At 63.0% G+C, this 12,444-nt stretch carries 7 protein-coding genes; 4 read left to right on the top strand and 3 right to left on the bottom strand.

Features of this window, described 5'->3' with window-relative positions; genetic code table 11:
• A partial coding sequence (locus tag H7007_RS06220) for a hypothetical protein (RefSeq protein ID WP_287153961.1) occupies nucleotides 1–228 on the bottom strand: 228 nt, incomplete at its 3' end.
• A gap of 953 nt (nucleotides 229–1,181) precedes the next feature.
• Here H7007_RS06220 and H7007_RS06215 point away from each other — a divergent pair.
• The 3 genes from H7007_RS06215 to H7007_RS06205 all read left to right on the top strand — a co-directional run bounded on the left by H7007_RS06215 (nucleotide 1,182) and on the right by H7007_RS06205 (nucleotide 8,681).
• On the top strand, nucleotides 1,182–2,987 hold the full coding sequence (locus tag H7007_RS06215) for a phytoene desaturase family protein (RefSeq protein ID WP_287153960.1): 1,806 nt from the start codon (nucleotides 1,182–1,184) through the stop codon (nucleotides 2,985–2,987).
• A 1,122-nt stretch (nucleotides 2,988–4,109) separates the two neighbouring features.
• On the top strand, nucleotides 4,110–6,551 hold the full coding sequence (locus H7007_RS06210) for a sensor histidine kinase (protein ID WP_287153958.1): 2,442 nt from the start codon (nucleotides 4,110–4,112) through the stop codon (nucleotides 6,549–6,551).
• A gap of 432 nt (nucleotides 6,552–6,983) precedes the next feature.
• Entirely contained in the window at nucleotides 6,984–8,681 is a 1,698-nt protein-coding gene (locus H7007_RS06205) for an AMP-binding protein (protein WP_287153956.1), read from the top strand.
• Between the two features lie 137 nt (nucleotides 8,682–8,818).
• Here the strand turns inward: H7007_RS06205 and H7007_RS06200 are convergent, their stop codons facing one another.
• Nucleotides 8,819–9,889: a hypothetical protein gene (locus H7007_RS06200; protein WP_287153954.1), complete on the bottom strand. Its 1,071-nt coding sequence runs from the start codon at nucleotides 9,887–9,889 to the stop codon at nucleotides 8,819–8,821.
• A gap of 440 nt (nucleotides 9,890–10,329) precedes the next feature.
• On the opposite strand from H7007_RS06200, the gene H7007_RS06195 reads away from it, so the two are divergent.
• Complete coding sequence (locus H7007_RS06195) at nucleotides 10,330–11,409, top strand: DUF362 domain-containing protein (protein ID WP_287153952.1); 1,080 nt, start codon at nucleotides 10,330–10,332, stop codon at nucleotides 11,407–11,409.
• A gap of 10 nt (nucleotides 11,410–11,419) precedes the next feature.
• On the opposite strand, the gene H7007_RS06190 is transcribed toward H7007_RS06195, so the two are convergent.
• The coding region (locus H7007_RS06190) for an aldehyde ferredoxin oxidoreductase C-terminal domain-containing protein (protein ID WP_287153950.1) at nucleotides 11,420–12,444 on the bottom strand (1,025 nt) is incomplete at its 5' end.

Below are 12,444 nucleotides of genomic sequence, written 5' to 3'. Positions count from 1 at the left end.
GATGCGCCCTTCCCTCACCAGTATGCAACGCCTGTGAAGCACGGTGCCGCCCACCACGTCCACAATCTCCACGTCCCTTATGATGAGCGTTTCGTCCCTCCCCGGCGACCAGACGGCGGGTTCGCGCCTCTCGCTTCGGAAATGGCGCGCACAGCATACAGGCGCCGCGGTGCCGCAGGTCGAACACCAGGCGGCCACCTTTACCAGGCCTTTAAGCATCCTCCTCACCGGCTTCACGCCCCTTTCGCCACTTGTTCCATCCGGGAAACGGAAATTGCCCCTGGAGCGGGCCGCAGCCGTCCTCTCTCAGGGACACCGTCCCCCAATTCAACCCACCATCTCGTTGAAGACAGCGCACGGCCTTGCTCATCCCCATGAGAAAACCACTAGAAGACATAACCCCCACCAAACCGCCTTACCTGCACCCCCGGCCCTCTTCCCCGCCTTCACCGAACCCGCAGAGGATCGGTGAGGGAACCGTCCTCGCCGCCGGCCGGGCCAGGTGACCATCCGATAGTTCCCTCAGGTAAATTAAGCCCCATCTTCCGACTCCCTGTCCATCTCCCCTTGCAGAGTTCCGGACATCACCCGGCGCCGTGAGATCTCGGATGGGCCACAGGACGCTTCTCTGGAGAAAAATACCACGCTCAAGGGGACACATAATCCATTTTCCTGTTTTCCGGCTGGAGGCCATGCTCGCTTCTTGAGTTCACGGATGGGCCACAGGACGATTCCCCGAAGAGACATGCAACGTTCGGGAGATACGCATTCGCATATCCGCCCCATCCCGTATCCCGGCTGGAGGCCGTGTTCGCTCCGTGTAAAATCAGGCGAGGGCAAAGGTTGAACATCCGCTTGGAGAGATAGTTCCGCTCAAGGCGATTCGTGTAAACGCCATCCCTTCGGCCGTCCAGTCGGCAAAACGAAACCGTCCCCCTGCTTTCCCTCTCCGCAAGACATCCGCATCAAGGATACGGGTCTGCTTGAAAGGGCCGTCCTGTGCGGCTCATGCTCCGAACACGAAAAGGCGATTAGGTGCAGAAAGGGGATCCCCCACGCTTCGAAATTTTCCAGGCCTCCGTTCACGCTGCCCGCACGAAGACGTGTGGACATACTGGCTTTTCCCCGAACGTGATACGATTCCCTCGTGATCTCGGCCATCCGGCAGGGGAGGGAAGCGCTTGAAGCCCGACCGCGACTGGGACGTAATAGTGGTGGGAGCAGGGCTGGGCGGGCTGACCGCCGCAGCGTGCCTGCTGCGAGAGGGCCTTCGAGTACTGGTGGTGGATGCCTCGAGCCATCCGGGCGGAACGGCCTACGTCTACCGGCGAGGCCGTTTCCTCTTCCCCATGGGTCCACTGGGATGCGCCCATCCCGGGCTGGTCCACGAGATCCTCCACCGCGCTGGCCTGGAAACGCCCCCCGTTTTTCGAAGGGTGCATTACGGCCTGCATGCTTTTGGCATGTCCCTCACGCTGTCCCACCCTTTTCCGGAAACGGCGCAAAGGCTCTCGCGGTCCTTTCCTCACGAGGAGGCGGCCATTAGGAAATTTTTCCAGGATATGGAATTCATCGCCGCCCGACTCCCCGTCCACCTCCTCGAGGCGCCGGAATCCGCTTCGCCCGAAAGCGGGACCTGCGACGATCCCCGCCTTCCACCTCATTCCGGATCGGAGCGGGAAGGTAAAAGGAACTGCGGGCAGGCTCATCATAGAAAGCCGGGGTCGTTTTCGGAATCTCACCCGCCTTCTCCCGCCGCCAGCGCGGCTTCCTATCTCGAGGAGCTGGTGAAGGACCGGAGGTTACGGCGCATCCTGGGCAGCATGGGCACACGCGAGCCCTACTCCAACCTTGCCCTGCTCTCCTCCATGTGGTTCCTGCTGTGCGAGAGCGGCATACACTACCCGGAGGGCGGGTTCCACGGGCTTAGCGACGCGCTGGCCGCCCTTTCAGGTCGGGAGCCGACACACAAACGACTTAAGAATATGGAAGTCATGGTAGGGGATGAAGTCCCGCGGGTGGAAAGCGGTCAAATACCCGCGCCGGAACCCACGGCCCGAAAAGGTGGGTCGGCTGCCGACAAGACCCGGGGCATGCTTCTCCTCGGCCGCCGCGTCTCCCGCATCCTGCTCGGGGCCGGCAGAGCGGAAGGCGTGGTCCTCGAGGACGGGGCCTTCCTCCGTGCCAGCGCGGTCATCAGCAATGTGGATTTCAAGAACACCTTCCTCAACTTGATCGGCCCTGAGGAAATCCACCCGTCCTTCCTCGACCGCCTCGCCTCCGCTCCCCTCACCTCCTCCAACCTCCAGATCTGCCTGGGATTGGATTCGCGCAGGGTGGACCTCTCTGCCTTCGACGAGAACAGCCGCATCATATACCGCCGCCAGACTGAAGGATCCGGCCATGAGGGGGTAGAGATACGACCCGACACTCGTTTCCCGGACCCCGGACTTTTCGCCGAGCAGGAACTGGAGCTATGCCTCCTCAGCGCGGACGATACCGCCCTGGCCCCGGAGGACAGGGCGGTCCTGGTCATCCGGACCGCGGCCCCTCATGACCCCTTCCTCTCGTTCCGAGACCGACCGGGGAGAAGGACCCCCGCTTACCGCCAATACAAGGCGCTCCTGGGAGAGGCGCTGGTGAGAGAGGCCGCATCCCTGCTTCCCGGCCTGGGAGATTCCGTGGAGGTCATGGACGTGGCCACCCCGCTGACCTTCGAGGAGCGGGCGGGTCGCACCGGGGGTGCGGTGGCCGGGTGGTCCTGGAGGTATGGGAAAAACTCCGGCTCTCCTGTGGAGCTTGTTCGCACCCCGGTCGCGGGGCTTTTCATGGCCGGACATCAGGCCTTCTCCATGCTCGCCCTGGGCGGCGTCCCTTCCTCCCTACTCAGCGGGTTGAGGGCCGCGGAGTGCGTCCTCGCCGACGCGCCCCCGCTGGAGGACATGGAGCTGCCGTCCGCGCCCGGAGGACCGTGGGATCGGGGATAGCGGGTCGAGTCCGCCTCAGGGGCGTTCCAAGAAAAGGACCGGGATCGGCGCGCCGCAGCAAATGAAGCTCTCCCGGATCCCCCATACGATAGACAGGGATGTCCGTCGGCAGTTCCGGTAGAACCGGCGATGGGATTCCTCATGCGCACGAGCGGCTTTCGACCTTCGTTCCGCCGAAGAAGCCCTTCAATCCTCAGGACGGGAACTTCTCCAAACCCGGAATCCGCACAGCACAGGAATCGCGGAGGCCTCTTTATATCCGCGACAGCAGCGGCCGGCGTGAATGCCAATCGTCCGCAACCGTCAGCCCGGCGAATGAACGACTTGCGACCTCCGCACGGCGTTCGACCCCCAACCTTGAAAGACTCCATCCCCTCCCCTTCGGCGGCGGTGTTTCCGAGGTCGGTGACCGCGGTGGACCGGAAATACCGGCACACCGCCACGTCGAGAAACTCGGAAGTATGCCGTCGAAAGTGCCCGGAGAACGCGGAGTCCGGGAGCCCAACGCCTGTTTCCCTTAAGGGAATGACCGCTCTGCCGAATATAAGGTCTGGAGCCGTTACTAAAGGACAAAGGCGGCCGTTCTGCCGGGAGCGAACTCCGGAGGCTCCGATGGCAGCACCGCGAGGGAAGGAGGCCGTAAAGAGGAGAGCTTTCCCGGTTGCGGGCGGCAAAGTTGCCGCTGACCGGCGAAAAGCATCATGGAGGTCGTCAAAGCCGGTGAGAGCGGTTGGAGGGCAGCAAAGGAAAGGGGAATCGGTACTGTACACGGACCTCACCTTGAAGTGTGCAGGGTTCCGAGCCCGGTGAGCAGGAACACCGCTTCCCTCACCTTCCTTTCACTCGCGAGACCGGAAGCCCGTATAGAACGGCCCCGAGGCCCCAGGTCTAGGCCCCAATTGGCGTTACGCCCTGGAAGGTGGCCACTCCGAAGGATGAGATGTGATGGGAAGGTTCAAAGGTCGGAAGGAATACCGGTCTGCGGCCACGGCGGGGAAAGACAAAGTCCGGGTCTCGTCCCTGCGCCGGACGATGGTTTTCCTCAATATCCTCGTCTTTATCATCATGACGACCACGCTCATCCTCGTCGCGTTCTTACTCGCCATCCGGGGATACCGGAGGTTGGAGAGGGACCAGATCTCGGAGGACATCGCCCGGGTCACCGACGCCTTCCGATGGGAAGAGGACGAACTCGACCGGACGGTCCGGGACTGGGCCTTCTGGGACGACACCTACTCCTTCGCCGCCCACCCGGAACCGGGGTACATCGAGGTCAACCTCACCGAGAGCACCTTCACCGGCATCCGTGTCCAGTTCATGGCCTTCCTCGACATGCAGGGCCGCGTGATCTATGCCAAGGGAGTGGACCTGGAGCTGGAACGGGAGATGCCCCTTCCGGAGAGCTTCCTTCCCCACCTCGCCGCCGGCTGCCCTCTCCTCCGCCCCATCTCCAACGGCGAGGGGGTAACCGGCCTGCTCCTGCTCCCCGAAGGGCCTTTCCTGGTGGCCTCGGAACCCATCCTGACCAGCGAGATGGAGGGGCCGCCGCGGGGAGCGCTCATCATGAGCCGGCTCCTGGACGGCGAGGAGATAAAGAGGATCACTGCGCCCTACCACATGGATGTCCAGGCACGCCCCGTGGCTGGCATCGCCGGGACCAAGCAGTGGGAAGACGCGGAGGCGCTCCTCGCGGCCGGCGAAGATGACGTCATCCGGACCGAGGGCTCCTCCTTCATCCACGGTTACGCTCTCCTGCGGGACGTTTACGGGGAACCCGCCCTCGTGTTGCGGGTCACACGCGACCGCTCCCTCTACCGGCAGGGCATCAGCGCCATGCTCTATTTCACCTCCTTCGTCACCGGTTTTTGCCTGGCCGTGTTGGCCGCCACCCTGGTCCTTTTGGAGAGGTCCTTTATCCGCCGCATCAGCCGGCTCCGCGCCGAGGTCCTGCGCATGGGCGAGGAAGGCGTTCCGGAAGGGAGGGTGCACGTCTCCGGGGACGACGAGATCGCCTTTCTGGCCCGCTCCATAAACCGCATGATGGAGATCAGGGAAGTGGAGGAGCGGCGCTTCCGCTCCCTGGTGGAACACGCCCAGGACATCATCCTGGTCCTGGACCGGGAGGGGACGGTGACCTATCAGAGCCCCTCCACGGGAAAGATCCTGGGATACGGGGAGGAGGGGATACTGGGAAGGAACATCTTCGAGTTAATCCATCCGGAGGACCTGCTCAGGGCGGGCACAGCCTTCCGCCTCGGCGTGAAACGGCCCGGCTCCATAGGGCTTTACGAAATACGCTTTCGCCGCGGAGACGACTCCTGGTGCCGCCTGGAATTCATCGGGATCAACCTCCTCGACGACCCCGCCGTGCGGGGCGTGGTGATCAACGCCCGCGACATCACCGCCCAGGTGGAGGCCAGGGAGCGCCTGGAGAGGATAAACCGGCTCTTCACCGGCCTGGGGGCCGGGGTCATGGACAACATAGAGCGCATCGTCTTCGCCTGCCGGGAGATTCTGGGAGTGAGCTTCGCCGCTTACAGCCGGGCGGAGAAGGGCAAGCTGGCGGTCATCTCCACGGCTCCCGGCGAGGAGGGCTTTCGGGTGGTCGATCCATCGGAAAACTGCCCCATCACCAAGCTCATACGGGAGGACGCCAAAGAGCCTCTGCCTCCACGCCGGCTCGACGTACGGCAGCACTGCGGGGAATGCCCGGTGGGGTCTCTTGAGGGATACGGGCTCTGCGCCGCCTATCCCGTCACCCGGATGGAGAGGACGGTGGGCTTCCTCTCCGTGTTCGACACCCTGAAGGAGGACCTCTCCCGGGACGAGATGGAGACCTTGGGATCCCTGGCCCGGGCCATATCCGTGGAGGAGGAGCGTCTGGCCCACGAGTCGGAGCTCAAGGATTTCATCGACATCGCCTCCCACGAGCTCCGCCATCCGGTGACCCTCATGAAGGGGTACGCCATAACCCTGCGGGATTACTGGGAGCGCATACCGGAGGACACCCGGAGGGAGCTGCTGGAGCACATCGACCGCGGCGCCGACCGCCTGGACCTCCTCATCCGGGAACTCCTCGACGTCTCCCGCATCGAGCGGGGGAAGCTGGACCTCAACCTCAGGGAGGTCCCTATTCGCCCGGTGGTGGAACGCGCCCTCTCGGAGATGGAGGCGCGTGGGAACCGGGGCCGCTTCCGGCTGCAGCTCCCTCCCGCGCTCGCGCCGCGCGAGATGGACCCGGAGAAGATACAGCGCGTCCTGATAATCCTTTTGGAGAACGCGGTCAACTTCTCTCCGCCGGACACCCCCATCGAGGTCTCCGCCGAGGAGAGTGATGGCGTGGTGACCCTCTCGGTCCTGGACCGGGGGTCCGGGGTGCCGGAAAAGGACCGGGAGCGCATCTTCGAGCGCTTCTACCAAGTGGAGGATGTGCTCCACCACTCCAAGTCCGGCATGGGCATGGGCCTGTACATAGCGCGGGAGATAGTGGAAGCCCATGGTGGAAGGATATGGTACGAACCGCGTCCGGGTGGCGGCTCCGCCTTCCGTTTCACCCTAAGTTGAAGCCATGTCCCGGTCACGGGCAAAGGAAGCCCTTCTCGCTGCCGCCGCACCCCGTTTCGACCTTAGGCATAGAGGTATCATCCGCCTTTGGAAATCCCGCCTGAAGAGCGGATTTCAAGCACCCTGCGCTCGCCTTGACCCTCTGGGCAAATATTCCCATCGTTGCCACCGTCTGATATATTTATTTAACGGCTGTCGGAAGCTCGTCAGCGCTCGAGGACGGGAATCTGGGAAGCGAAAGGGAAATCCCAATCCTGACCGTTTGGTGGAGTTTTCGTGAAATGGGGGCTGGCTCTCACGTCCCTTGCCTTCGAAGAAGCCCCTGGATTTTCAGTTCCGGATAATGAACGTCCGGCCGTTGCCTCGACAACGGACCTGATGACGAAAAGGAGCTTGACGGGCATCAGGAGAGGAAGCGAGGAGGGAGAGGGAATGAGCGATATCTACGCCGAAAAGCCTTGGTTGAAGAACTACGACGAGCACGTGCCGCCCAGTCTGCAATACGAGGAGAAGACCTTCGCCGAGAAGTTCCGGGAGGTGGTGGAGAAGTATGCGGACAAGACCTGCCTCATATACATGGGCAGGAAGATCTCCTACCGCGAGGTGGACAGGCTCTCCAACCAACTGGCCGCCTACCTGATAAAGAACGGCCTCAAGCCGGGCGACGTGGTGGGGATGCACATGCCCAACATCCCCGCCCACTACATCGGCGTGGTGGCGGTACAGAAGGCGGGCGGGGTGTCCACCGGGCTTAGCCCCCTGCTCACCCCCCACGAGATGGAGCACCAGCTCAACGACTCCAAGACCAAGTTCATCATGACCGTGGACGTGCTCTTTGAGAAGATAGCCGAGGTGGCGGACAAGGCGGGCTTCGAGACGGTGATCGTCAGCGAGATCGCCGACTTCCTGCCCGGAGTGAAGCGCGTCCTGGGGAAGATGCTCAAGAAGATCCCCACCGCCGAGGTGCGCCCCCTCGCCGGCAAGAAGGTGGTGCGCTTCATGGAGGCCATCAAGGGAATGCCCGCCGACCCCATCCTGGTCAAGCGGAGCATTGATGACCTCATCTTCCTCATGTACACCGGGGGCACCACCGGCCCCTCCAAGGGGGCCATGCTCACCCAGCGCTCGTACATGAACAACCGCCTGCAGGTCCTCACCTGGCTGGACCTCAAGCCGGAGGAGGTGGCCCTCTCCGCCTTCCCCCTCTTCCACATCGCCGGCCTGGCCCTGGGCGGGTTCTCGCTCACCAACGGGGCCACCATCATCTGCGTGCCCAACCCGCGGGACGCCCACTTCATCATCGAGTGCGCCAAGAAGTACAAGCCGACCATCATCGTCAACGTGCCCACCGTCTTCTACGAGCTGATGAAGAACCCTGAGTTCAAGGAGCTGGACTTCAGCGGCATCAAGTTCTGCCTCAGCGCCGCCGCCCCTTTCCCGCCGGAGAGCATCGGGGAGCTGGAGAGCGTCATCGGCCCCAACCGCTTCATCGAGCTCTACGGCATGACCGAGACCTCGCCGGTGACCTGCTGCAACCCCCGCTACGGGAAGAAGAAGCCGGGCTCCATCGGCATGCCCATATCGGACACCGAGTTCAAGCTGGTGGACCCCGAGACCGGGCAACTGGCCCCGCTGGGACAGCCGGGGGAGATCGCCGTGCGCGGGCCCCAGCTCATGAAGGGCTACTACGAGAAGCCGGAGGAGACGGCCAACGCCATCCGCGACGGCTGGATGTACACCGGCGACGTGGCCTACATGGACGAGGACGGCTACTTCTACATCGTCGACCGGGTCAAGGACATGGTCAACGTATCCGGGTTCAAGGTCTTCACCCGCGAATTGGACGACGTGCTGGTGAAGCATCCCGACGTGGACCTGGCCGCCTGCATCGGCGTGCCGGACCCCGACCGACCGGGTTCGGAGCGCGTGGCCGCCTTCATCATCCTCAAACCGGGAGTGGAAAAGAGCGACGCCAAGAAGGAGGAGATCCTCAAGTACCTCAGGGACACCGTGGCCCCCTACAAGGTGCCCAAGGTCATCGAGTTCGTGGACCAGCTCCCCACCAGCGGCGTGGGCAAGATACTCAAGCGGGAGCTCCGCGAGCTGGCCAAGGACAAACTGAGCAAGTGACCGTGAAGGCTATGACGCCGGGTGCCTGAAGCGACATCCCGGTAATAAGGCAGAGGTAAACCCCCTCCCTTAGGAGGGGGTTTGTTCAACAACTATCGTTTATCCTCTCGATTCTTTATCCTCTCGGTTTCTCAGGCCTAACCCCCTCGGGCTCTCAGGACTACCCGCAGGGCGCCTCCGGAATCCACTTCCCACTCGACGTCGCTCTCCCGGCCGGTGAGCCTCTCGTACATGCCCTGGACCGTCCCCACCAGGATCAGGGGGTAGCACGGATTCTTAAGGCATATCTCCAGTCCCCCAGCGTCCGGCTTCAGGCTCTCCAGGACCCCCAGCCCGCGCACGGCGAGTTCACGGCGAAAAGCATCCTCGTCACGGAACGTGTCATCGGGGAAAAACCCCTCTCGGGCGTAGCGCCTCTGGGCGTCCACCACCAACCTGGGTATCTCCTCGCCCAGCTCCTTCTCCAGCTCGTCCAGGACAGGCTGGATCTGGTTGGGGCCGGTGGTGGAGAGCCTCTTCCCCGTGGAAGGAGAGGTGATGATTCCCTCCTCGACGTTCCAGTTCAACCCCGCCAAGGGCCGGGGGACCCCGCAAGTAGCACATTTTTCCAGCTCAAGAGGCCCGTCCGCGTGAGAGTAGGTGCGCGGCGCCAGCCTGCGCTTGAGCTCTTCCGGCCTCGGCCTGGGACGGGCGGTCACCCGGTAAACGTCGTCACCCACAGGCTCATAAGCGACTTCGTGGTCGTAACCCAGCATGGCTTCCATGGCCGCTCCGTGGGTGGCGGTGCAGACATAAAGGGAGTAGGGATGGATGAGGTCGACGGTGTAGTAGTCGTCCTCGTCCTGTTCAAAGCGCATGTCGTAATACCTGAATATCCCATACCCGTTCAGTTTGGCGATCTCCGCCAGGCCGTCGTCCAGGTTCCGGAGGCTTAGGGTGCCCTCCCGGATCATGTCCCCCACCCCAGGGGGAAGGAGCGACTCCACATACATGCGAATGGCAGCCTGCACGGTGGAGGAGACGATATGCTCGATGGATGACCCGATAACCCTCTCCACCTCCCGGACGAGGGGGTCGAAGAACCCGAACTCCATGAAGGTGATGCGTTCGTCTGGCTTGCCGGTGTTGATGATGTCCCCGTTGTTCAGCCAGCGATGTTGCGATCCGATATAGGTGGGAATCCCACACTCCGGACAAGGCTCTTTCATGCGCGTCCTCCCTTCTCGCGGACTCTCCGTGTATTACCCGGAATTCGGGTCACCGCCGTACCCTCTCCCTCCGAGGGTTAGCTCAAGCGCCATCCCTCTTTCACGCTCCGTGAGAGCCTGAAGACCGGCTCAAGGGGCGGGATGGATCTCGCCTTTCGCCAACCTCTCCGAAGACCGGCCAGCCACGCTTACTTGAATCGGACATCCGGCCCGCAAGGTTTACAACCGTTGTCAATCACTCGATTTTTACCCTTTGCCGTTTCATTACGTCATCCACGAGCTTCGCTGGGCGTTGGGGGCCGTGATCTTACTGCTGCCCCGTCCGTCAAGACGGAACATCAGCCGATCGTTACGTTCCCTCCGTCAGCCTGGAACATCCGGCGGTTATTAATTAGAATTAACGGAAGCAGTCGGTGGAAGAGTGGGCAAGGAGGTTCTTCATGTCCGAGGTGTTCTTTGCCAACATGCGCTGTACTCCAAGCCGGGGGATGCTGGCAAAACTCTCCGAGTTGTGCGGGAAGGTGGGGCTGAAGGACATCATCGAGGAGAGGGACTTCGTGGCCGTCAAGACATCCTTCGCCGAGCCGGGCGGCACGGCCTATCTCCCGGTGATATACATCCGCGCCATGGTGGAGGAGGTCAAGAAGGTTGGCGGCCGTCCCTTCGTCAGCGACACCAACACCCTCTACGTGGGAGGCAGGGCGCATGCCCTGCGCCACCTGCAGACAGCGGCGGCCAACGGCTTCACCATGGAGACGGTGGGAGCCCCCATCATCATAGCCGACGGCCTGCGCGGCCACGACTTCGTGGAGGTGGAGATCGACGGCCGGCTGCTGAACAAGGTGAAGATCGCCTCCGCTTTCTACCAGTCGGACGCCTTCGTGGTCATGTCCCACCTCACGGGGCACGAGTTCATGGGCTTCGGGGGAGCCCTGAAGAACGTGGGCATGGGCATGGGCAGCCGGGGCGGGAAGCAGCAGATGCACTCGGACATCAAGCCAGCGGTGAACCCGGAGCGCTGCACGGCCTGCGGGAAGTGCATCGAGTGGTGTCCCGCCGGGGCCATCTCCATCGTTGGTAAGGGCAAGGAAAAACATGCCAAGATCGACCGCAGCCTGTGCATCGGGTGCGGGGAATGCACGGTGATGTGCTTCAAGGCCGCCATCCAGGTACGCCTCACCGGGGTCCTGGAGAACGCCCAGAAGAAGGTGGTGGAATACTGCATGGGGGCCCTTAAAGGGAAGGAGAACAAGGTTGCCTTCTTCAACTTCCTCATCAACGTGACCCCGGACTGCGACTGCTGGAACTACAGCGACGCCCGGGCCGTGGAGGACATCGGCATCTTGGCCAGCCGGGACATCGTGGCCGTAGAGCAGGCCAGCCTGGACCTCCTCAACGAGAGGGCGGGAAAGGACCTCTTCCACTCCATCTACCCGGCGGTGGACTGCCAGAAGCAGGTCGACTACGCGGCGGAGATGGGACTGGGCAGCAAGGAGTACGAGCTCATCAGTATTGATTAATGAGCATAGATCAATAGAGCCTCTCCTCCAGGTAGCCGAGTCCCAGAGCACGCAGCTTATCCGGGCGAGGCAGCCCGTCCTCGCGCAGGCCACGGTACGCGTAGAACTCCCGGAGCATGGTCTCCATGTCCGGGACCACCCCGGCGATGTTCCCCTCCTTGACCGGGGTCATCACCCGCTGCCCCAGCCGGTCGTCCGCCCCCGTGGCCCCCCATATGTGGCCCAGGCACCGCTGCAGGAACCACACGCGCTCCCCGGCTTCCATCATGGCCCCCACATCCCAGCCGTAGCCGGCGACGGCGTTGAAGAGCCCCACGAGCAGGGGGATGGTGAAGTCCGTGGCCGGGAACTCGCACCAGCAGGCGGAGTTCATGATGCATCCCAGGTCGGTGGCCTTGGCCACCGATTCCGCCTTGGTCTCCGTAGTCATACCCGGGTGGTGCTTGTCCAGGCCGATCTCCGGAAAACGGATGGCCCCCCACTCCAGCTGGTAGGTCATGTTGGAGACGTGGCACGCCCCTCTCACGGAGACGGCGTAGGCCAGCCCGTCCCCCCAGTCCAGGCGCGGGTCGTGCATGGGGGCCTCCAAACCCTTGGTATCGGTGAGGAAACGCTCGCTCCCTCCTCCCACCTCCTCTGCGGCAGCGCGAGAACCCTTGGCCAGGAGGGTGGCCAGTCTGCCCTCCCGCCGCACCAGCTTGGGCAGGAGCTCGATGACCGTGTCGATATCCCCCCACTTCAGCTCCACGCCCTCATAGTCCTCCGGCCTGAGGATGCCGTTCTCGAAGCAGTCCATGGCCCAGGCGAAGGTGGCCCCGCAGGTGATGGTGTCCATTCCCAGGCGGTTGCAGATGTCGTTTATCTTGGCCACCGCCCTCAGGTTGGAGTTCATGAGCATGGTCCCGAAGGCTCCCAGGGTCTCGTACTCCGGGCCCGGGCCCGGGCCCATGGCGTAGGGCCCTTCCTCCACCTGGACCACCGGCTTGCAGCGTACAAGACAGAAACGGCAGGCGCGCCTCCTCACCAGGATCTCCT

The sequence above is a fragment of the Candidatus Solincola tengchongensis genome (assembly GCF_015711935.1).
GTDB classification, from domain to species: Bacteria; Actinomycetota; Geothermincolia; order Geothermincolales; family RBG-13-55-18; genus Solincola_A; species Solincola_A tengchongensis.
This window is presented reverse-complemented; position numbering and strand designations above follow the sequence as displayed.

Coding starts and splice junctions, on each gene's coding strand:
- H7007_RS06200 (WP_287153954.1), bottom strand. CDS start 9,889: ATGAAAGAGCCTTGTCCGGAGTGTGGGATTCCCACCTATATCGGATCG.
- H7007_RS06195 (WP_287153952.1), top strand. CDS start 10,330: ATGTCCGAGGTGTTCTTTGCCAACATGCGCTGTACTCCAAGCCGGGGG.
- H7007_RS06205 (WP_287153956.1), top strand. CDS start 6,984: ATGAGCGATATCTACGCCGAAAAGCCTTGGTTGAAGAACTACGACGAG.